This window comes from Nesterenkonia halotolerans (genome assembly GCF_014874065.1).
In the GTDB taxonomy this organism is placed as follows: domain Bacteria; phylum Actinomycetota; class Actinomycetes; order Actinomycetales; family Micrococcaceae; genus Nesterenkonia; species Nesterenkonia halotolerans.
In genome coordinates this window covers 256,971-278,566 of record NZ_JADBEE010000001.1, presented here as the reverse complement: position 1 = coordinate 278,566, position 21,596 = coordinate 256,971, and the positions used below count along the sequence as shown (strand labels likewise).

The window sequence follows — 21,596 nt, the reverse complement described above, 5'->3', positions numbered from 1 at the left end:
GTATGTGAGCTGAGACTCATCCGAGGCGCGGGATGCCCGCGCTCCCCCTCACGTCACGGAGGCCATGACATGGCAGCAGCGAACGCCCACGACATCCCGGAAGACGCCCTGGACTTCTCCAGGTTCACCGAGCTGGCCTCGGTCTTCGGCGACGAAGTCATCACACACAGTCGGGTCGAGGACGTCGAGCTTCCCCATGGCGCGGGCACGTTCCTGCTCATCAGGTTGGACAATGACCATCCCAAGCGGCCGTCCACTCTGGGCCCGAGCAGCCTCATCGAGTTTGGCGAGACGCTCGCCGCCGCGCTGCCGCGGGCTCGCGCCGGTGAGATCACGGGAGTGGGCGTGATCGGCAAGCCAGGAGTGCTGGCCGCCGGAGCCGACCTGGGCGCCGCAGAGCGCGTGGACTCCTCAGATCACTCCTACGCGATGGCGGACCTGGGACACCAGGCCTACCGACTTCTGGAGGACTTCCCCGTCCCCAGCTTCGCGTTCATCAACGGCACCGCCCTCGGCGGTGGGCTGGAGATCGCGCTGGCGGCCCACCACCGCACCGTGTCCACTGCGGCCAAGGGCATCGGCCTGCCCGAGGCCTTCCTCAGGCTGGTTCCGGGCTGGGGCGGCGTGTACCGACTGCCGCGCCTCATCGGCCCCGAGGCGGCGGCCCAGGTCATCTTCTCCAACGCGCTGAGCAGCAACCGCACTCTCACCGGAGACACCGTCTATTCACTGGGCATCGCCGATCAGCTCCTGGACGCTGAGAACTTCGAGACGCAGAGCCTGGACTACGCAGCGCGCATCATCAGCGCAGACCCCGCCACCACCGACGCGCTGGCCACCCACCGCAGCCACGACGACACCCCCGAGGCCTGGGAACGGGCGATCACGACCGCCGAGCGCACCGTCGCCGCCAAGCTGGGAGACACCGCTCCTGCCCCGCTGCGCGCCCTCGAGCTCTTCCGCCGAGTGCCGGAGCGCAGCCGCGAGCAGAGCCGCGAGGCCGAGTGCGCCGCGCTCGGTGAGCTGATGCTCACTGACGAGTTCCGCAACACGGTGTACTCCTTCCTTGGCCTGCTGCAGAAGCGTGCCAAGCGACCCGCGGGAGTCCCCGAGGCGGCTCCCCGCAGCATCGCCAAGGTCGGCGTCGTCGGCGCCGGTCTCATGGCCTGCCAGCTGGCCATGGTCTTCGCGCAGCAGCTGAAGGTCCCCGTGGTGCTCACCGATGTGGACCAGTCCCGGGTGGACAAGGGGCTTGCCCATATCGAGTCACAGATCGGCAGGCTCGCGGAGAAGGGGAAGCTCAATCCTGAGCAGGCGGCCGCGGTCCAGGGTCTGATCACCGGGTCCACTGACAAGTCCGTCTATGCCGACGCGGACTTCGTGATCGAGGCGGTCTTCGAGGAGACCAGCGTGAAGAAACAGGTCTTTGCAGAGCTCGAACGGATCGTGCCGGCCGAGACCATCCTCGCGACCAACACCTCCTCGCTCTCGGTGACCGAGATGGCCGCTGACCTCGAGCATCCGGAACGGGTCATCGGCTTCCACTTCTTCAACCCGGTGGCGGCCATGCCGCTGGTCGAGATCGCACGAGCACCGCAGACCGGTGATGTTCCCATCGCCACGGCGTTCCAGCTCGCGGCAGGCCTGCGCAAGACTCCGGTGCTCACCAGCGACTCCACTGCTTTCGTGGTCAACCGAGTGCTCCTGCGCCTGATGGCGGAGGTGCAGCGAGCCTTCGACGACGGCACCGATGCCGCCACCGCCGACACCGCACTGCGGCCCATAGGGCTGCCGATGAGCCCGTTCACCCTGCTCGCCATGGTCGGGATCCCGGTGGCACAGCATGTGACCGAGTCGCTGCACAGCAGCTTCGGTGAGCGATTCCACGTGTCGGCGAACCTGCAGCGGCTCATCGATGCCGGGGTCACCGAGATCTGGAGCAGCGACGAGGCCGGCAGGCCGTATATCAAGGACAGCACCCGTGAGCTGATGAGTGTGGGCAGCACGCCGCGCAGTGCCGAGGAGCTGCTGACCACCGTGCAGGACGCGTTGGCCGAAGAGATCGCCATGATGCTCGACGAGGGCGTCGTCACCTCCCGCGAGGACATCGATCTGTGCATGATCCTCGGAGCCGGCTGGCCGCTGCACCGCGGGGGCATCACCCCGTACCTGGACCAGGTCGGCGCGAGCCAGCGGGTGAACGGACGGACGTTCGGAGCATGACTCAGCCTCCCTGCGGTCGCCGTCGCTTCCTGCACACCTCCGCGCTCGGCGCGGCCGCTGGGGCGGCGGCGCTGAGCGGCTGCGGGAGTCCCGAGAGCGAGTCTGCCTCGAGTCCGGCCGCAGAGACACCGCCGAGCGACGCGCCCTGGACAGACGTCCTGCCTGCCGCCGAGCTGCCCACCGGCACGAGCCGCGAAGTCGCCGTCGGCGAGACCCAGCTGCTGCTGCATCGCAGCGAGGAGGCCACGGTCCATGCCTTCTCTGCGGTGTGCACGCATCAGGGCTGCGCGGTGGCCGCCGAGCAGGAGCGCTACGCCTGCCCCTGCCACGGCTCGGTGTTCAACCTGCAGACCGGAGCGCCCGAGGGTGGTCCGGCCCGGGACCCGCTGCCGAACTACCCCGCCGAGATCAGCGGGGACACGGTGCGCGTCCGGATCTGACCTCAGCCGAGCTTCAGGTCCACCTTCGAGGCGGGCACGTCTGAGCCGCGGACGGCGGACTTCACAGCATCGCGGGCCTTGCCCTGGTGCAGGGTGGAGAACCGCATCACGCTGGCGTGCCCGCTCTCCTGAGCCTCCACCTCTGGATCACCGAGCGCACCCAGTCCACGCCAGGCGAGCACTGCAAGCACCTCGCGATGCACCGTCTGGACGTTGCGTGCCTCGGAGGAGCTGGGCTGCCCTGCCTTCAGCGGGTAGATCAGTCGAAGTTCGGTGAGCGATTCCGCCGGGGCCTCGTCGAAGCCATCTTCGCGGCACTGCGCCTGGAAGCTCTCCAGCAGCTGATCAGCTTCCTCGGAGTCTGCCTTCTCGGCGGTGATCTTGCCGTTGGCGCCGAGCGTTCCATGGTGGATGACGAACTCCTGCGCGGTCTCGTCGAACCATGCTTCGCGGTAGGTCCAGGCTTGTTCTTCTCGGCGGTACAGGGTGAGCAAGGTCAGGCCTTTCGAATGCGGAGACTGGGGATCTGTCCGGTGGGGAAGGTCTCACCCGGCAGTGGACGTGCGTAGGGAACCTTGGTGCCGAGCACCTGGCCGACGGCGTCCTGGGTGATCTGCTGCGCGGTCAGTCCGACCCGAGCCAGCACCTCGGTGCGGCTGCCGTGAGCGAGGAACTCCACCGGAAGACCGACTTCGTTGAGGCCGGTGTCCACGCCTGCCTCGCGCATGCTCTGCCGGATGCGTGATCCCACACCGCCAGCCTTGACCCCGTCTTCGATGCAGATGACGGTGCGGTGACGAGCGGCCAGGGAGACCACTGACTCCGGAACCGGAAGCACCCAGCGCGGGTCGACGACGGTCGCGCTGATGCCCTGATCGGAGAGCCGTTGGGCGACATCAAGGGAGAGCTCGGCCATCGTTCCCACGGAGACGATGAGCACGTCGTGGGAGTAGGCCGTCTCGGCCTCGGAGCTGGTCGTGGAGCGCCACAGCACGTCCACGCCGTCCTCGAGGCGCTCGAGCGCCTCGATCTCTCCGTTGACCGAGCCCTTGGAGAAGCGCAGCACGGTGGGGGCGTCGTGGACCGCGACGGCCTCACGGAGCTCTTCGCGAAGTCGGGTGGAGTCACGGGGAGCGGCGATCTGCAGTCCAGGCACGATCTGCAGCAGCGACAGGTCCCACATGCCGTGGTGGCTGGGACCGTCGGGTCCGGTGACGCCTGCCCGGTCCAGGACCACGGTGACACCGGCTCGGTGCAGCGCGACATCCATCAGCAGCTGGTCGAAGGCGCGGTTGAGGAAGGTGGCATAGATCGCCACGACCGGGTGGAGCCCGCCGAAGGCGAGACCGGCCGCGGAGGTCAGTGCGTGCTGCTCGGCGATGCCGACGTCGAAGACCCGCTCAGGGTGCTTCTGCGCCAGGCTGCGCAGGCCCACGGGGATCGTCATGGCACCGGTCAGCGCCACGATGTCCTCCCGCTCGTCGGCGATCGCGGTGATCTCCTCCTCGAAGACGGAGGTCCAGGACCGGGCTCCCCCGCGGTGCACCGGCTCCCCGGTCTCGGGATCGATCACCCCGACGGCGTGGAACTGATCATTCTCGTCGGCGCGGGCCGGGGCATATCCGCGACCCTTCTCGGTGAGTGCATGGACGATCACCGGGCCGCCATAGTTCTTCGCGTCCGTGAGGGCCTCTTCCAGCGCACCCTGGTCATGACCATCCACCGGACCGATGTACTTCATCCCAAGATCTTCGAAGAGCCCTTGCGGGGACCAGAAGTCCTTGGCACCCTTCTTCGCAGCATGCAGGCTGCGGTAGACCATCTGACCGACCGGGCCGCCGTTCTGCAGCCGGTGCTTGGTGCCGTCCATCACCGTCTCGTAGGTGCGGTGTGTGCGGACCTTGTCCAGGAAGCCACGCCGCAGCCGGCCGAGCTGGTTCGCGAGTCCGCCCACGGTCGGAGCGTAGGAGCGGCCGTTGTCGTTGACCACGATGACGACCCGGCGGTTCTTGTCCGCAGCGATGTTATTCAGCGCCTCCCAGGCCATGCCGCCGGTCAGCGCACCGTCCCCGATCACCGGGATGACGCAGCGGTCGCTCTCCCCCGCCAGCACTCGGGCCTTGGAGATTCCGTCCGCCCAGGAGAGTGAGGAGGACGCATGGGAGGACTCGACGATGTCGTGCACCGACTCGGAGCGGTCCGGATAGCCGGCGATGCCGCCCGCCTGACGCAGGGTGGAGAAGTCCTGACGTCCGGTGACGAGCTTGTGCACGTAGGACTGGTGGCCGGTGTCGAAGATGATCGAGTCACGTGGTGAGTCGAAGACGCGGTGGATCGCCAGCGTCAGCTCGACCACGCCGAGGTTCGGCCCCATGTGTCCGCCGGTCTTGGAGACATTGGCGATGAGGAACTGCCGAATCTCCGCGGAGAGCCTCTCCATCTGCTCGTCGGTGAGCTTGGACAGCTCCTGCGGAGACGTGATGGTCTGCAGAATACTCATGGACCGAGTCTACCTCGCGCGGTTCGCTTTGCCCGGGTGCACCCGTGCGCGTGACGCGCAGGTGAGACGCACGGGCGAGACAGAGGAAGGGGCGCCCCGACCGACAGGTCGAGACGCCCCTTCCTCACAGGGTCGCTCAGGCGCGAAGACGCCTGGGCTCAGCTGCTCTACTGCTTGGCGAGCTGACGCAGCACGTACTGCAGGATGCCGCCGTTGCGGTAGTAGTCGGCCTCGCCGGGGGTGTCGATGCGCACGTCGGCGTCGAAGCTGACCTCATCACCGTTGTCCTTGACCGCGGTGACCTTCACGGTCTTCGGCGTGGTGCCCTCGTTGAGCTCGGTCACCCCGGAGATCGAGTAGGTCTCGAAGCCGTCCAGACCCAGCGTCTCGGCAGACTCGCCCGCGGGGAACTGCAGCGGGAGCACACCCATGCCGATGAGGTTCGAACGGTGGATCCGCTCGAAGGACTGGGTGATGACCGCCTTCACACCGAGCAGGCTGGTGCCCTTGGCGGCCCAGTCGCGCGAGGATCCGGAGCCGTACTCCTTGCCGCCCAGGACCACCAGCGGAGTGCCCGCCTCCTGGTAGTTCATCGCCGCGTCGTAGACGGCCTCCTGCGGGGCGCCCTCCTGGGTGAAGTCGCGGGTGTAGCCGCCCTCCACGCCGTCGAGGAGCTCGTTCTTGATGCGGATGTTCGCGAACGTGCCGCGGATCATGACCTCGTGGTTGCCTCGGCGGGAGCCGTAGGAGTTGAAGTTCTTGCGCTCCACTCCGTTCTCCAGCAGGTACCGCCCGGCAGGGGTGTCGGACTTGAAGGAGCCCGCCGGCGAGATGTGGTCGGTGGTGACCGAATCGCCGAGCTTGAGCAGCACCCGAGCGCCCTCGATGTCGGTGACCGCGTCCGGCTCCAGCGTCATGCCCTCGAAGTAGGGGGGCTTGCGCACGTACGTGGACTTTTCGTCCCAGGCGAAGGTGGAGCCCTCGGGGGTCTCCAGCTCCTGCCAGCGGTGGTCTCCGTCGAAGACCGTCGCGTACTTGGACGTGAACATCTCGGTGTCGATCGACTCCTCGATGATCTTCTCGACCTCCATGGGGTCCGGCCAGATGTCAGCGAGGTAGATGTCCTTGCCGTCACCGTCCTGACCCAGGGCCTCGTTCTCGAAGTCGAAGTCCATCGTGCCGGCCAGCGCGTAGGCCACCACGAGCGGCGGGGAGGCCAGGTAGTTCATCTTCACATCGGGGTTGATGCGTCCCTCGAAGTTGCGGTTTCCGGAGAGCACGGAGGTGACAGCAAGGTCCTGCTCCTGGATCTTCTGGGAGATCTCCTCCTCCAGCGGACCCGAGTTGCCGATGCAGGTGGTGCAGCCATAGCCGACCAGGTAGAAGCCGATCTTCTCCAGGTACTCGGTCAGGCCTGACTTCTCGTAGTAGTCGGTGACCACCTTCGAGCCCGGAGCGAGCGAGGTCTTGACCCACGGCTTGCTGGCGAGCCCCTTCTCCACGGCGTTGCGCGCCAGCACGCCGGCGGCGAGCATGACGTTGGGGTTGGAGGTGTTGGTGCAGGAGGTGATCGAGGCGATGGAGACTGCCCCGTGATCCAGCTCGAACTCGCGTCCATCGGGCATCGAGACCGGGGTCGGGTTCGACGGGCGGCCGCTGGCGTGTGCGCCCGAGGTCTCTCGCGGCTTGTCGGTGGCGGACTGTTCGTCCGTCGCCGAGTGCGAGGGCGCGTCGGAGGCCGGGAAGGACTCCTCGGAGGTCTCATCCACGTGGCCGTTGGCCTGCGAGGCCTCCGCGTAGTTGTGGATGTCCTTGCGGAACTGCTGCTTGGCGTCGGTCAGCTCGATCCGGTCCTGCGGGCGCTTCGGCCCGGCGATCGAGGGCACCACGGTGGAGAGGTCGAGTTCCATGTACTCGGAGAAGCGCAGCTCGCGGGAGGGATCGTGCCACATGCCCTGTTCCTTGGCATAGGCCTCGACCAGAGCGAGCTGATCCTCGGTCCGCCCGGTCAGGCGCAGGTAGTCCATGGTCACCTGGTCGATCGGGAACATCGCCGCGGTGGAGCCGAACTCCGGCGACATGTTGCCGATGGTCGCGCGGTTGGCCAGCGGCACCGCCGCCACGCCTTCGCCGTAGAACTCGACGAACTTGCCGACGACGCCGTGTTCGCGCAGCATCTCGGTGATGGTGAGCACCACGTCGGTGGCGGTGGCACCCGCGGGGATGGAGCCGCTGAGCTTGAAGCCGACCACGCGCGGAATCAGCATCGAGATGGGCTGGCCGAGCATCGCGGCCTCGGCCTCGATGCCGCCCACGCCCCAGCCCAGCACGCCCAGGCCGTTCTCCATGGTGGTGTGCGAGTCAGTGCCCACGCAGGTGTCGGGGTACGCGCGCAGCGCGCCGTCGACCTCTCGCGTCATGATGGTCCGCGCCAGGTTCTCGATGTTGACCTGGTGGACGATGCCCATGCCCGGGGGGACGACCTTGAAGTCGTCGAAGGCCGTCTGGCCCCAGCGCAGGAACTGGTACCGCTCGCCGTTGCGCTGGTACTCGATGTCCATGTTGCGTTCCATGGAGTCAGAATTGCCGAAGGAATCGATCTGCACCGAGTGGTCGATGACCATCTCGGCAGGAGCCAGCGGGTTGATCTGCTCAGGCTTGCCGCCGAGCTCCTTCACGGCCTCACGCATGGTCGCCAGGTCCACGACGCAGGGGACGCCGGTGAAGTCCTGCATCAGCACACGTCCGGGGGTGAACTGGATCTCGGTGTCCGGTTGAGCGTTCTCGTCCCACTGGGCGAGCGCCTTGATGTGCTCATCGGTCACATTTGCGCCGTCTTCGGTGCGGAGGAGATTCTCCAGCAGGACCTTCAGGCTGTAGGGAAGGGTCTCGGCCCCCTCCACAGCGTTGAGTCGGAAGATTTCGTAGTCGGTGCCATCGACGCTGAGTGCGCCCTTGGCCCCATAGCTGTCCACATTTTTCACGCGGGACTCCTCTGTAGTTGCCAGTCGTGCCGTCCCGGACAGGTCAATATCCGGACCGATGAATCGGGTTATATTCTACTCTTTCAGATTTCTGTGATGCCCGTCATGTCAGCGGAGTCCTGACGCCGTGCAGCCACGCCCAGGCTGTTCACCTGCGGCGAGACCGGGTGAACAGCGCGACAGACTCCATATGGTGGGTGTTCGGGTACAGATCGAAGACCCTGAGGTCTCCCAGCTGCCATCCGCGGGCCAGCAGCGATTTCGCATCCCGAGCGAAGGAGGACGGCTCGCAGGAGACATAGACGATCTCCCGGGCAGCTGTGGCGTCCAGCGACGCGATCACCTGCTCCCCCGCTCCGGCTCGCGGTGGGTCGAGGACGATGATGTCGCGGTCACGAAGCCGCTCGCCCACGCGCTCCACGGAGGACTGGACGACCTCCACGTGTGGCGTCTGCGCGAACAGCGCCTGAGCGCTGCGGCTGGACCCCGGGGCACCCTCCACGCTGAGCACCGATCCTGCCTCCCCGGTGAGCTGCGCGGCCCAGGCGGTGAACAGCCCTGCACCGGCGTAGAGGTCAGCCACGCGTGCTCCTGCCGGCACGTCTGCCATGGCGTGGACCGCGGCCACCAGGGCCGACGGGGCATTGCGGTGGATCTGCCAGAAGTCCTCGGGCTGGACCTGGACCGAGGAGGTGGCGCCCTGCGACCCGCCCAGCGGAAGCGGCTCGGTGATCGTTCGCGACCCGGCGAGGACCTCGTAGCTGGCTCGGCGCGGGGCGGCGGGGCTGGGATCCGTCGACGCATCCTGGCCGGCGGCGGGACGCGCTCTTCCGCCGCGCCCCCTGCGGCCCGGAGTGTTTCGCCCTCGTCCGCGGGCGGGGGTCGGCTCAGGCTCGGGGGTCACCAGCACGATGTTGGCGATTCCCGGCTCGCGGTGGTGGAGCTGAAGCAGCCGCGAGCAGAGGTCCTCGCGCTGCGCCTCGGTGAGCCCGGCGCGGGCCTGGACCAGCAGCGTCACCTCGGCACCGGCGGCCGCCGCGACGGCGTCCACGCGCTCGGCGCCGAGAAAGCTCCACCCGAAGATGCCGCTCTCGTGGATCGAGTCCACGGCGAGCGGCATGCCGCGCAGCTCGATCAGTTCGTTGCTCCGGTGCGGCTTCATGCTCAGCGCACCCTCGGCGCTCACCGCGAAGCTCACCCGAGTTCGCCAGTGCAGCCCGTGATAAGGGCCCTCGGAGAGGACATCCTCCACATGCAGCTCTCCGTCTCCGGTCGCCAGCTTCAGATGCTGGTCATGGGTGGAGAACCCCCCGATGCGCTGCATCGTGTCTCGGAAGACCTGAGCCTTGAGCCGACGCTGATGCTGATCGGTGATGTGCCCGAACTCGGCGCCCCCGACCGGCAGACGGTCATTCTCGTGGGCGCGCAGCGAGTCCGCGAGCTTCCAGATGTGCCGCCGTCGATAGTCCGAGGGACTCAGCACCTCGACGACGTCGGCGCGCCAGTACTTCGCTCCGGGGCCACCTTCGGTGACGCGCGCGCGGACCGTCTCCCCGGGAATCGCGTGCCGCACGAAGACGACTCTGCCCTCGTGGCGGGCCACACAGTGGCCGCCGTGCGCCATCGGACCGATGTCAAGCGTCAGTGTCTGCGTCATGGCTGCCTCAGCTGCTCCCCTCGGTGCGCGGCGAATCACCTGCGGGCTCGGTCTGCTCTGCGGGTTCTGCCGGCTCGGTCGGCCCGGCGGGCGGCGCAACGGCAGGACGGGTGATCATCCAGCCGACCCACAGGGCCAGCGCGTAGAGCGGGATGCCCATGACGAGGCGGGCGGTGCCGAGTCCTGCGACGTCGTCGGCCAGGTACAGCGGAAGCTGCACCAGCAGACGGAGCCCCGGGACGGCGAGCAGGATCCAGGTGGCCAGGGCGTAGCGGCGACGACGCACCGGGTCTTTGCGCCACTCGAAGGCCTCTCCGCGCACGATGCCGAAGAGCAGGCCCAGGAACGGCCACCTGACGAGGATCGAGACCAGGAAGGCCAGCAGGTAGCCGGCGTTGATCAGGAAGCCCCAGGCATAGAAGTCACGGGCGTCGCCGGAGCGGTAGGCGACGAAGGCGCAGATCAGGATACCGATGAGCCCAGCCAGCGATTGGACCAGTGAGCCCTTCTGCACCACACGCACCACGGCGAAGGCCACGCCGACGGCGACGGAGCCGATCAGCGAGGCCATGAGGTCCTCGGTCACCAGGAAGGCCGCCAGGAAGGCCACCGAGGGAAGCGAGCTCTCGATGAGGCCGCGGACTCCCCCGACGGAGGCCATCACGTCCAGGGAACCGTCGGAGGTGGTCCTGACCCGAGACCCGGCTGCGCTCTTGAGCTGCATCTCACCGTCTCGCGAGACCTGACGCGGGCGGTGCTGCCCGTGGGAATCAGGTGTCATTGCTGACCGGGGCTGCCGCCGGGTTGGGACTGGGGGCGTCATCGCGCCGCTGTGCCCGGTTGCGCGGAACGGCGACCCGCTTGGCGCCCTCCGGGGGCTGCAGCCTGAGAAGTTCGCGCGGGGGCAGCGGATCGTCTCCGCGGACCACGACGATCTTGGAGAAGAGCTCCTCCACAGCACGGGCGGCGGAGGCGTCGATCGCTCCACGGCCACCTACGACGCCGCGAAGGAACCAGCGCTGGCCCTCGAATCCGATGAAGCGCGCCACGCGCCAGCCCTTGCGCCCATCCTTGAGAACTGTCGGCACGCGGGCGGCAAGCTCCTTGCCGAAGCGCCCGTCCACCTGCTTGACCTTGCCGTTCTGCTTGATCACGGAGTCCTGGATCTGTTCGAGCACCTCATTCCAGGTGCCGCCCGACTTGGGCGCCGAGAAGGGCTGGACCTGGATGCTGGCCTGCTCCACCATGATGGTCAGCGCGACGACGCGCTTGGTCTTCTGGTCGATGTCCAGGCGGACCTGCTGGTTCTTCGCCGCCGGAATCAGCAGTGCACCGAAGTCGAGGTAGCCCTTCTTCGAGTCGATCTCGCTGAAGTCCCGGGGCCCGTGCAGCTCGACCGTGCTCGCGTCCGACTCCTCCGGAGAAGCCGCTGCGGGGGCGGCACCATCGGTTGCGGCCGCCGCTGTGTCGGTGGGCGCGCTGACCTCTTCGGTCGCGTCCTTCGATCCTGCTGTCTTCTTCTTGCCGAAGAGCATGCCTGTCCTCCTGGTAGGTTCTCGGCTGGTCTATCGCCCGGTGGAGCCGAAGCCGCCGGCACCGCGGGCGCTGGCGTCCAGATCGGCCACGGGCATGAAGTCGGCCTGATCGACCTGCTGCAGAACCAGCTGGGCGATCCGGTCACCGCGCTCAAAGTGGACCGCCTCGTGGCGGTCCGTGTTGAGCAGGCATACCTTGAGCTCACCACGATACCCAGCGTCGACAGTCCCCGGTGCGTTCAGCACGGTGACGCCGTGGCGAACGGCGAGGCCGCTGCGCGGGTGCACGAGGCCGACCCAGCCGTGCGGCAGCGCCAGTGCGATGCCTGTGGGCACGAGACGGCGCTCACCCGGCGCAAGGGTGAACTGCTCTGCACTGAGCAGGTCTGCGCCGGCATCGCCGGGGTGGGAGTAGAGCGGCAGGCTCAAGCCGGGGTCCAGCTGTCTGACGGGGACTGAGATGCGATTCACAGCCCTGAGTCTACCTTCGGGCTCGACCCGAGAGGTCCGCCGGACATGCGACGATAGTGGTATGAGTGACACGAGTGGTCTGAGTGCTGAAGCGTCCTCCCACGCGGAGCAGGTTCCCGCGTACAGCGAGAAGCTGTGGCCGGCCTGGTGGCTGTGGGTCGCCGGCGTGCTGCTGGGGGCCTCGATCTCCCTGATCTTCTTCCCGATCAGTGTGACCTTCGGGCTGATCACCGCGGTCATCGGAATCGCGCTGGTGATCTTCGGGCTGGTCATCACCACCCCGCGCGTCGAGGTCTCCGAAGGGTGGCTTCGCGTGGGGCGGGCCCGGATCCAGCGGGTCCATCTCGGCAAGATCGTGGCCCACACCGGCGATGCCGCCCGGGAGCAGCTCGGCCCAGGCTTCGATGCGAGCTCCTACCAGTGCATCCGGGGCTGGATCGGCCCCGTCGTCACCGTGCAGATCCTCGACCCCCAGGACGCGACGCCGTATTGGATCTTCTCTACCAGAAAGCCGAACGCCGTGCTCTCGGCACTGGGCTCAAGAGAGCCCGTGCAAGAGCACGGCGTCAGTTTCGAGTGAACCGGATCGACTGCGACCCGGTCACCACCTCCGCTCACCGCTGAGTCTCGACCGACTGTGGGGTCGCTCAGGGTCCAGGAAGCAGGTGCGCTGGGGGCGGGTCAGCCCTCGCAGTCCTTGCAGAAGAACATCCCGTTCTCCTCGCGAGCGACCTGGGAGCGGTGACGCACCAGGAAGCAGGAGGAGCAGGTGAACTCATCGGACTGCGCTGGCAGCACGCGGACCTGCAGCTCTTCGTCGGAAAGGTCGGCTCCGGGGAGCTCGAACCCTTCCGCTGCCTCGGTCTCATCCTCGTCCACCACGGAGGACTGACGCGAGGTGTTGCGGTTCTTCAGCTCTTCGATCGAATCTTCGCTGGTCTCGTCGTCGTTCTTCCGCGGCGCGTCGTAATCAGTTGCCATAAGAGGTGCTCCACACTCCGAATTCTTGAGATCGAAGCGCTCGATGAACGGCTTCGTGGGGAAGCTGAGTGAGCGCGATTTCCCTGTGGCGTGGCCCCTGTCGGAGCGGACTGACGCCCGTCCCGCAGCACACGTGGGAAATTCTGGTCGGACAGATTGTGTCCCATCCGGACCCCAGGACCAAATCCTGTCCCGCCGTTTGAGCCCTGGGCTGACATATGGCGATCTGGGTCGGACATCGAGCCGGATCCGCGCGGCGAAGATGGGCGCCTGGGCGGACCTGCAAAGCACTGTGGGACACGTTGGGGCACTCGTCGGACGCGGCTGCGCCTCGAGCAAGGACCACACAATGTCATGAGAAGCGCGGCAAGGCAATCCTTCCAGGAGTGGTTGAGCAGTTCGGTCGCTTTTGAACCCCACCGCGATACAGTGGCCCGAATAACCACCAGCTCGTTCTTCGGAGGAAGCCCAAATGCAGCACCTGCGCATCGTCGGGGTCAATGAAGGGGAGAACGATCCGCAGCTCATCCTTTCCGACGACTCGGGTCATGAGTTCGCGCTGACGGTGGACGAGGCGCTGCGCCAGGCCGCAGCCCGGCCGACCGTGCGACCCACCAGATCAGGCCTCTCCACCCAGCCGCTGAGCCCCCGAGAGATCCAGGCACGCCTGCGCTCAGGCGCGACCGTGGAGCAGGTGGTGGCGGCCTCCGGGTTGAGCACCGCTCATGTCGAGCGCTACGCAGGGCCGGTCCAGGCCGAGCGAGCGTACATGGCCCAGCGTGCGCAGACGACGCATGTCGCACCTGCCTCGGCCGCCGAGGCCCACCGGGTGGCCTTTGGGGATGCTCCGGCAACGTTGGCCGCGATGGTCAAGGTCCGGCTCCGTGCGATGGACGTGGACCTGTCCACGGTCAGCTGGGATGCCTGGCGCCGTGAGGATGGGCTCTGGCAGATCACCTGCGAGTTCGACGTCGACTCGTCGACGACGCATGGTCCGGGCATCGGGCTCAAGCCGCCCGCCGAATGGGTCTTCCAGGCGGAGACCCGTCACCTGCGTGCAGCCAATCGATGGGCGGAGTCGCTGAGCATCCTGGGATCTGACGCGTCCCAGAGCGACCAGAGCTCCCGCGCGCGTCGACTCACCGCCGTCGACACCCCTTTCAACGTGGAGGACTCCGGGCGCGGGTCCCGCAGTCAGACACGAGGCTCGGATGTCACGCACTCCCCCTCGGGCAGCGCCCGCCAGTCCCGCGGCAGCTCCGACCCGGACCATGCACGGACGGCTGAACGCAGCTCCACCGTCGCCGCAGGACGCTTCGCCGGCTCTCCGCCCCGCGGCGGAGAGCCCGCACCGCGCGGCGAGGGACACGAGCACGAGGACCTCCTGGAAGTGCTTCGGGCGCGCCGCGGCCAGCGTCTCGGCGCAGACGCGGAGGCAGATGACCGCCTCGCGCTGATGCTCAATCGCCCGGACCCGCAGGATCGCGGTACGGACGGCGGCTTCAGGAGCGGCCCGGCTCGAGACGAGGGTGAGGAGCACTCCACCGTCCCGCTTCCACGGCTTCGCCCTGTCGCCGACGACGGCGCGAGTCAGAAGAATGTCGACGAGGGTTCCGTTCCCGAGGACAGCGGACACGATTCGCTCGAAGAGGGCTCAGCCCACGGTGCGGAGCCCTCGGGTCCCGAGGACGCCCCGGCGGCTCCCGGTGAGGACGCCGCAGAGAGCGGGGTCGATGCCTGGGGCTTCGCCTATGACCAGACACAGTCCTCCCCCGCGGCGCATCCGGGCGATGATGCTGCTTCTGCGTCCGCCGAGCGGCCCGAGGCCTCCGGCGGAGATCCGCAGCTCAGCGAAGAGGCGGCGGTGAAGCCACGCCGAAAGCCTGCTCCCCGGCGTGCGAACATGCCGAAGTGGGACGACATCCTCTTCGGTTCGAAGAACGACTGACCCCCCGTGGAAAGCTGAACTACGCTCCGGCGAGCTGCACCAGCGGCACACGACGTTCGGCTTCGGTGAGCGAGCCGTGCTGCCCGACCATCTCCAACGGTCCAGCGCCCACCCGGTCTGCGTGATAGAGCGCGATATCGCTGTACGCTGCGACCAGCACGTCCCCGATCCTGCCGGAGACCCGCTCCTGGACCGGACCGAACCACCCGGCCTCGCAGGCCTGAGCCTTGGTGAGCACCCAGGCGCGGTCCCCGAACTCCTCATTCCACGCGGCGGCGATGTCGCCGGGCTCGGTCTCCGACTGCGCGTAGAGCTGGACCAGTCGTGGTTCGCCGCCGGTGTGCCGCACTCCTGCAAGCAGGTCTTCACGCGCTGAGAAGTCGATGCGGCGCTCGGGGGCGATGTCCACCATCCCGTGATCGGCTGTGAGCAGCACCGATGCCTGGTCTCCGTAGCGCCGGGCCAGATCAGCCGTGAACCGCTGCGCCTCGGCGTCGAGCATCTCGAGCATGGAGAGCCATTGCGGAGAGTCGACGCCGTAGCGGTGACCTGTCTTGTCCAGCTCATCCACATAGAGATAGATGAGCTGCGTGGGCGCGGGACCCTGCCGCACCGCTCCCTTGGCGGGGCGCTGCTGGGCGATCCATTCCGCGGTGCGCGTGAACCGGGCGTCCATGCGCGCTGACCCGGTGAAGTCACCGCCGGAGAGCACCGCCCGGGTCAGCTGGGACTCCGCGAACTTCGGTCGCGAGGCGGTGAGCACGGAGGCGCCGGCGGACGCGGCGCGCCGCAGCACCGAGGCATGCGGCTGCCACCGAGCCGGGTCCACCTCCGCGTCCCAGCCCCCAAGCATGTTGACCACCCGGTCCAGCTCCGGGGCGAGCACGTCGTAGCCGACCAGGCCGTGCTCACCGGGAGTGGTTCCGGTGCCCAGCGAAGCCAGAGATGCCGCCGTCGTCGTCGGGACCCCGACGTCGAGGATCGAGGCGCGCGACGCCTGCCGCCAGGCAGAGGCGATGAACCGCGCGTGGCCCGAGTAGCGGGCCAGCAGCGCATCACCGAGCCCGTCCACCATCAGGACCACCGTGATGTTCGCCGCTGGCAGCCCGAGCCGGTTCTCGAATCCCTCCAGGCCCAGGGAGGCGGCGGCAGAGGTCATCACATGGCGCAGGTGGGCGCCCTCGTAGTCCGGCGGCGGCGGCAGGGTCAGACTCATCGGAGGACCCCCGTCAGCGGGCGTGCTTGACGCAGGCGCGGCGCAGCGCCCGCACGAAGCTGCGCGCCTCGTCCACGGCGGTGTCACCTTCAGCCGTGGCGGCGATCCGCAGCGCAATGTCCTCAGGCACCCAGCTGCCGGTGTCGCCATGGTCGGCGACGCACTCAGGGTTCCCGCAGTCAGCGGGATAGCTGTCGAAGCGCGCCCCACCGGTCCACGTCAGGTTCAAAGAGACCTCGGCCAGTGACCGGTCAGGGGTGAAATGCTCGGGATGCCTGTGCACCTCGGAGAGGATCAGCGAGCGGATCCGGCTCACCGGCACCACTTCCGTGGAGATCCTCGCCACAGTGTCGGCACGCGCTGGATGTGGGGAATCCCCGTGGTCGAAGGCGGGACCGTCCTCAGCCTCGAGGTCATGGTCGTCGAGGTGGGCCACGATGACGACCTCCTCGGCCAGCGCCACCACGGTGATGTGACGGTGGACCTCTTCCATGTCGAAATGTGTGTCCACATGCACGATCTGATGCGTGGCCTCACGTCCGTCGAGCGCCTCGGTGATCGTGTGGTGCACCAGAGCGGGATAGAAGCCGCCGCGCTCGATGGCCTCCTTCAGGGAGAAGGTGGAGGCGGCGGTGCGGTGCTTCTCGCCGGAACCGTGCTGGCTGAAAGTCATGGGAGCCATGGTATCCGGTGCAGGGATTCGCGGGCGCGGTCCACATACGGGATACTGGTCCGGTGCCAGGAAACGCGACTTTTCATCACCGCAACGCTTCCCTCCTCTCTGTGACGGAGGTTCAAGCCCCTGAGGTCCTCACGTCCAAGGACCTCGACAAGCGACTGGGGGATGCGCTCAAACGCCTCAAACTCCCGACCGGGCTGCTCCATCGCGTGGCCGGGGTCAAGGCGCGCCGCAACTGGTCCAAGCCGGGCGACGTCCGGGCCGGCACCGTCGAGGCCGGGCGCAGAGCGCTGGCTGCCGCCGGGATCGCACCCGAACAGGTCTCGATGATGGTCAACACCTCGGTCACCCGCGAGCATCTGGAACCTTCGGTGGCCGTGGGGATCCATCACGACCTGGGCCTTCCCACCTCGGCGATGAACTTCGACATCACCAATGCCTGCCTCGGCTTCGTCAACGCCATCACTCTGGCGAGCTCGATGATCGACGCCGGGCAGGCCACCTATGTGCTGATCGTCAACGGCGAGGATGCCAAGAAGGTCCAGGACGCGACCGTCGAGCGGATCAACTCGCTGGAGAAGATGGCCTCCCGGGACGACTTCATGGCGGAGTTCGCCTCGCTGACCCTGGGCTCGGGTGCCGCGGCCGCCGTCGTCGGACCCGCAGACCAGCACCCCGAGGGGCACCGCATCGTCGGCGGAGTCACCCGTGCCGCCACCCAGCACCACGCGCTGTGCGTGGGCGATCACCACGGGATGTTCACCGATGCCCGAGGTCTGCTCGACGGCGGACTGGAGCTGGTCATGGACGCCTGGACCGATGCCCGGGAGCACTTCGACTGGGACTCCATGGACTCCTACATCACGCACCAGGTCTCCCAGCTGCACACCTCCTCCATCGTCAAGGCCGCCAAGCTGGACAAGAAGCGCGTGCCCGTGACCTACCCGGACCTCGGCAATGTGGGACCCGCCTCGCTGCCGATCACCCTCGCCCGCGAGTCCGAGCGGCTGCAGCGTGGCGACCGCGTGCTCTGCATGGGCGTGGGCTCCGGGCTGAACACCGCGATGCTGGAGATCGAATGGTGAGCCTGCGACCCCGCTTCTCCCCCATCGAGGCCGCCCCCGCCCGGCTGCCCGCCGATCACGCTCCCGACGCGGACCTGGCCTTTCCGGGACTCGATCCCGAATGGTCTCGCCTGGTGCGAGCCAAGACCGACGACGGCGCACGGACCTTCCACGTGCTGGACACCGGGCCGGCGCTGGCCGCCCGAGGGATCACTCCCACCGGGACGATCCTGGCCGTGCATGGCAACCCGACCTGGTCCTACCTGTGGCGCTCTGTGCTGAGCGCCTCGCTGGAGCGTGCCACGCAGGGCTCTGCCTGGCGGGTCATCGCCCCGGACCAGCTGGACATGGGGTTCTCCGAGCGGCTGGCGCATCCGGTGGCACCGGCGCCCGACGCGCCCAGCTACCGGCAGCTGCAGACCCGGCTGGGTGACCTCGACGCGCTGATGGACGCGCTCGACGTCAAGACCTCCACCCTGGTCACGCTGGGACACGATTGGGGCGGTGTGATCTCCCTGGGCTGGGCCGTTCGCCAGCGCGGACAGGTCGATGCCGCCATCACCTTGAACACCGCGGTGGATCATCCCACCGATGAACCCGTACCGGCCGCGCTGCGGGCGGCCATGGCCCCGGCGGCGCTGCCCGCCGCCACGGTCACCACAGAGGCTTTCCTGCGCGTCACGCTCGGCCAGGCCGAAGAGACGCTCCCCGCGGCGGTGCGCGAGGCCTATCGCGCCCCGTACACCTCGCGGAGCGGCCGCGGGGGCATCGGCGGGTTCGTGGCAGATATCCCGGCACTGAGCTCACACGGCTCCCGCGCATGTCTCCAGGACGTCTCGGCCGGGCTGCTCGAGTGGGACAAGCCCACGCTGCTGCTGTGGGGGCCCAAGGACCCCGTGTTCCAGGACCGCTACCTCGCCGATCTGCAGGCGCGCGTCCCACATGCCGATCTGCACCGCTTCGAGGGTGCCGGGCACATGCTCGTGGAGGACCGCGACATCGCCGCCCCGCTGTTCACCTGGCTCGACGACCACTTCGACGCGGGAGGTGCTAATGCCGCCGCTGCGGAGGCGACGCATCCCGCCTCAGATGCCGCGACGAAGCCCGCCGCGGGTCCGGTGCGTGACAGCCTGCGCAGCCCGGAGCCCGCCGGCACGGTCCTGGGGCTGCACGAGCAGCTCAGCTCGCTGAGCAGCTCCGCGCGCCGCAGGGATGCCGCCGTCGTCGATATGACCGCCGAGCCCGAGGCGTGGAGCACCGCCGAGGACGCCGCCACCGGCAACCGGGCGCTGAGCTGGGAGGAACTCGCCGGGCAGGTGGACGCACTCGCCGTCGGTCTGCGCGCAACCGGTGTCCGTCGCGGTGATCGTGTCTCGCTGCTGGTTCAGCCAGGAAACTCACTGACCGTGATCCTCTACGCCTGCCTGCGCCTGGGCGCAGTGGCAGTGGTCGCCGACGCCGGCCTGGGGGTGCGCGGGATGACCCGAGCGGTCCGCAGCGCACGCCCCGACTGGATCATCGGAGCCCAGCCTGGGCTCACCCTGGCCCGCAGCCTCGGCTGGCCGGGCAAGCGCATCAGCGCACAGACGCTCACCGCGCGTCGTCAGCGTCTGCTGGGCACCGTGGCCTCGGTGGAATCCCTGCTGAGCCGCCATGAGGGTGAGACTCCGGAGAACGAGCCGCAACCCGGCGCCGACGACCCGGCGGCGGTGCTGTTCACCTCCGGATCCACCGGCCCTGCCAAGGGCGTCGTCTACACCCATGCGCGCCTCGGGGCCCTGGTGGCGCTGCTGGTCGAACAGTTCGACATCAGGCCCGGAGCGTCGCTCATCGCGGGCTTCGCCCCGTTCGCACTGCTGGGGCCCGCCATCGGCGCCACCTCGGTCACTCCGGAGATGTCCGTGACGAAGCCCGCCACGTTGACCGCCCAGGCCGTGGCCGACGCGGCGCTCGCCGGCGGGGCGAGCATGTTCTTCGGCTCACCGGCGGCGCTGCGCAATGTGGTCGCCACCGCAGCGGAGCTCTCGGCGCTGCAGCGCCGAGCACTCGGGGAGATCTCCCTGGTGCTCTCGGCCGGCGCACCCGTGCATCCGGACCTGCTGAACGCGGTCCAGAGCATCTTCCCCGCCGCCGAGATCCATACCCCCTATGGCATGACCGAGGGACTGCTCCAGGCGGACATCGAACGCCGTGAGGTCCTCGACGCGATGACCACGGGACAGCCCGGGGTCTGTGTGGGCTCCGCGGTCCGCGGGGTGCGGTTCGCCCTGGCCCCGCTGGACTCCACCGGCGTTCCCGCTGAGGAGCTGGTGGACCCTGCTGACGCCGTGGGCGTGCTCGGCGAGATCGTCGTCTCGGCCGCTCATCTCAAGGCAGGCTACGACCGGCTCTGGTTCACCGATCGCACCTCCCGCCGCGACACCCACGACGGACTCCTCTGGCACCGCACCAATGACATCGGCCACTTCGATGCCGAGTCACGGCTCTGGATCGAAGGACGCTTGCAGCATGTGCTCACCACCGCCGCGGGCCCGATCGGTCCCGGCACCGTGGAGACCCCGGTGGATGCGCTGTCCGAGGTCGCCCGGAGCGCAGCCGTGCCCGTGGGACCACAGGGCACCCAGGCAGTCGTGGTGATCGTCGAGCCCGAGTCCGAGCCCAAGTCCGAGCGGATCCCCCTGCGCGCTGGTCGCTCCCCGGTGGCAGGGGTCTCCTTCGCCGCACGGGTGCGCGCCACCGTCCCGGAGATCCAGATCGCCGCGGTGCTGGTGCTCGATGAGCTGCCCACCGATGTGCGGCACAACTCCAAGATCGACCGCACCCGTCTCGCCGGCTGGGCCGAGCAGGTGCTCGCCGGGGAGAAGGTCGGCACCCCGTGACCCGATTCATCGAACCCGGCGCCCGCGTCCTGGTCACCGGCGCCTCCGGGCTGCTCGGGCGCAGCGTGGCGCAGCGCCTGGTCGCGGAGGGCTATTTCGTCACCGTGCTGCAGCGCCGCGCCTCGGCGCTGGACGGCGTTCGAGAGATCCGCGGTTCACTGGCCGATCCGGCAGCGGTGGCGCGAGCCACACAGGATCAGGACGCTGTGATCCATATGGCGGCCAAGGTCTCGGTCTCGGGTGCGCACGAGGACTTTCTCGAGGTCAACGTCCGCGGCACCCAGCGCCTCCTGGACGCGGCGCAGTCCAGCGGTGTCACCGACTTCCTGCATGTCTCCTCGCCCTCGGTGGCTCACGCCGGGGTCTCGCTCGTCGGGGCCGGAGCAAGCCAGGCCGATCCCCGCGGGGCGGTCGGAAGCTATGCGCAGACCAAGGCCCGGGCGGAGCTGATCGCCGAGGCCCGTGGCGCGAGCGGGTTGAATGTCCTGGTCCTGCGACCGCACCTGGTCTGGGGCCCGGGAGATGGACAGCTCACCAGCCGCATCATCGAGCGGGCCCGCTCGGGACGCATGCCGATACTGGGCTCAGGTGCGGCCCTGGTCGACACCCTCTACATCGACAACGCCGTGGACGCCTTCCTCGCGGGGCTGCGCCGGCTGCCGCAGATCGCCGGGCAGCGCCTGGTGCTCACCAATGGTGAGCCCCGCCCCATCGGCGAGCTGATCACCGGGATAGCCGCCGCAGGGGGCGCGCCCGCGCCTCGGCTGCGACTGACACCCGGACTCGCGAAGGGCGCCGGCGCCGTCGTCGAACGCCTTTGGGGACTCAGTGAGCGGATCGCCGGTCCACGGGCCGATGAGCCGCCGATGACGAAGTTCCTCGCCGAGCAGCTCTCCACCGCGCACTGGTTCGACCAGCGCACCACCCAGCAGGCGCTGGACTGGACACCACGGGTCAGCATCGACGAGGGCCTGGAGAGGCTGCGCGAGCACATCCAGTTCACCGGAAGCGTGCTCTGA

17 protein-coding genes are annotated in these 21,596 nt (G+C 68.3%); 7 read left to right on the top strand and 10 right to left on the bottom strand.

Going from position 1 to position 21,596, the window contains the following annotated elements; genetic code table 11:
* Window positions 1–69: 69 nt before the first annotated feature.
* Together H4W26_RS01230 and H4W26_RS13605 are read left to right on the top strand one after the other, a co-directional pair.
* Entirely contained in the window at window positions 70–2,223 is a 2,154-nt protein-coding gene (locus tag H4W26_RS01230; RefSeq protein ID WP_225939550.1) for a 3-hydroxyacyl-CoA dehydrogenase NAD-binding domain-containing protein, read from the top strand.
* Window positions 2,220–2,663, top strand: a complete 444-nt coding sequence (locus tag H4W26_RS13605) for a Rieske (2Fe-2S) protein (RefSeq protein ID WP_225939549.1) — start codon at window positions 2,220–2,222, stop codon at window positions 2,661–2,663. Before H4W26_RS01230 ends, H4W26_RS13605 begins: the two co-directional genes overlap by 4 nt.
* A 2-nt stretch (window positions 2,664–2,665) precedes the next feature.
* Here H4W26_RS13605 and H4W26_RS01220 read toward each other — a convergent pair whose 3' ends face one another.
* The 7 genes from H4W26_RS01220 to dut form a co-directional block, all read right to left on the bottom strand.
* On the bottom strand, window positions 2,666–3,157 hold the full coding sequence (locus tag H4W26_RS01220; protein WP_192590372.1) for a hypothetical protein: 492 nt from the start codon (window positions 3,155–3,157) through the stop codon (window positions 2,666–2,668).
* A gap of 2 nt (window positions 3,158–3,159) precedes the next feature.
* Window positions 3,160–5,163, bottom strand: a complete 2,004-nt coding sequence (gene dxs, locus H4W26_RS01215; protein ID WP_192590371.1) for a 1-deoxy-D-xylulose-5-phosphate synthase — start codon at window positions 5,161–5,163, stop codon at window positions 3,160–3,162.
* A gap of 167 nt (window positions 5,164–5,330) precedes the next feature.
* Window positions 5,331–8,147 carry an aconitate hydratase gene (locus H4W26_RS01210; RefSeq protein WP_192590370.1) on the bottom strand — a complete coding sequence of 939 codons (2,817 nt, stop codon included), beginning with the start codon at window positions 8,145–8,147 and terminating at the stop codon, window positions 5,331–5,333.
* Between the two features lie 148 nt (window positions 8,148–8,295).
* Window positions 8,296–9,804 carry a class I SAM-dependent RNA methyltransferase gene (locus tag H4W26_RS01205; protein WP_192590369.1) on the bottom strand — a complete coding sequence of 503 codons (1,509 nt, stop codon included), beginning with the start codon at window positions 9,802–9,804 and terminating at the stop codon, window positions 8,296–8,298.
* A gap of 7 nt (window positions 9,805–9,811) precedes the next feature.
* A complete protein-coding gene (locus H4W26_RS01200; protein WP_225939548.1) occupies window positions 9,812–10,585 on the bottom strand; it encodes a DUF3159 domain-containing protein in 774 nt (257 codons plus the stop codon).
* On the bottom strand, window positions 10,575–11,339 hold the full coding sequence (locus tag H4W26_RS01195) for a DUF3710 domain-containing protein (RefSeq protein WP_192590367.1): 765 nt from the start codon (window positions 11,337–11,339) through the stop codon (window positions 10,575–10,577). Before H4W26_RS01195 ends, H4W26_RS01200 begins: the two co-directional genes overlap by 11 nt.
* Before the next feature lie 30 nt (window positions 11,340–11,369).
* On the bottom strand, window positions 11,370–11,810 hold the full coding sequence (dut, locus tag H4W26_RS01190) for a dUTP diphosphatase (RefSeq protein ID WP_192592127.1): 441 nt from the start codon (window positions 11,808–11,810) through the stop codon (window positions 11,370–11,372).
* A 61-nt stretch (window positions 11,811–11,871) separates the two neighbouring features.
* On the opposite strand from dut, the gene H4W26_RS01185 reads away from it, so the two are divergent.
* Entirely contained in the window at window positions 11,872–12,390 is a 519-nt protein-coding gene (locus H4W26_RS01185; RefSeq protein WP_192590366.1) for a DUF3093 domain-containing protein, read from the top strand.
* Window positions 12,391–12,491: 101 nt separating this feature from the next.
* On the opposite strand, the gene H4W26_RS01180 is transcribed toward H4W26_RS01185, so the two are convergent.
* Complete coding sequence (locus tag H4W26_RS01180) at window positions 12,492–12,791, bottom strand: DUF4193 domain-containing protein (protein WP_036475539.1); 300 nt, start codon at window positions 12,789–12,791, stop codon at window positions 12,492–12,494.
* Window positions 12,792–13,263: 472 nt separating this feature from the next.
* Between H4W26_RS01180 and sepH the strand changes: the two genes are divergently transcribed.
* Window positions 13,264–14,739 (top strand): septation protein SepH, encoded by a 1,476-nt coding sequence (gene sepH, locus H4W26_RS01175; RefSeq protein WP_192590365.1) that lies wholly within the window; start codon window positions 13,264–13,266, stop codon window positions 14,737–14,739.
* 19 nt (window positions 14,740–14,758) lie between these two features.
* On the opposite strand, the gene H4W26_RS01170 is transcribed toward sepH, so the two are convergent.
* Both H4W26_RS01170 and H4W26_RS01165 read right to left on the bottom strand, forming a co-directional pair.
* A complete protein-coding gene (locus H4W26_RS01170; RefSeq protein WP_192590364.1) occupies window positions 14,759–15,955 on the bottom strand; it encodes an alkaline phosphatase family protein in 1,197 nt (398 codons plus the stop codon).
* A 13-nt stretch (window positions 15,956–15,968) separates the two neighbouring features.
* Entirely contained in the window at window positions 15,969–16,628 is a 660-nt protein-coding gene (locus H4W26_RS01165; RefSeq protein WP_192590363.1) for a DUF5998 family protein, read from the bottom strand.
* Window positions 16,629–16,690: 62 nt separating this feature from the next.
* Between H4W26_RS01165 and H4W26_RS01160 the strand changes: the two genes are divergently transcribed.
* From H4W26_RS01160 to H4W26_RS01150, 3 genes are read left to right on the top strand one after another with little or no spacing between them, the layout of a single operon-like run.
* A complete protein-coding gene (locus H4W26_RS01160; protein ID WP_192590362.1) occupies window positions 16,691–17,719 on the top strand; it encodes a 3-oxoacyl-ACP synthase III in 1,029 nt (342 codons plus the stop codon).
* Window positions 17,713–20,577: an alpha/beta fold hydrolase gene (locus H4W26_RS01155; protein ID WP_192590361.1), complete on the top strand. Its 2,865-nt coding sequence runs from the start codon at window positions 17,713–17,715 to the stop codon at window positions 20,575–20,577. The genes H4W26_RS01160 and H4W26_RS01155 overlap by 7 nt, the downstream gene beginning before the upstream one ends.
* Window positions 20,574–21,596, top strand: coding sequence for an NAD-dependent epimerase/dehydratase family protein (locus H4W26_RS01150; RefSeq protein WP_318779728.1), 1,023 nt, complete (start codon window positions 20,574–20,576; stop codon window positions 21,594–21,596). Before H4W26_RS01155 ends, H4W26_RS01150 begins: the two co-directional genes overlap by 4 nt.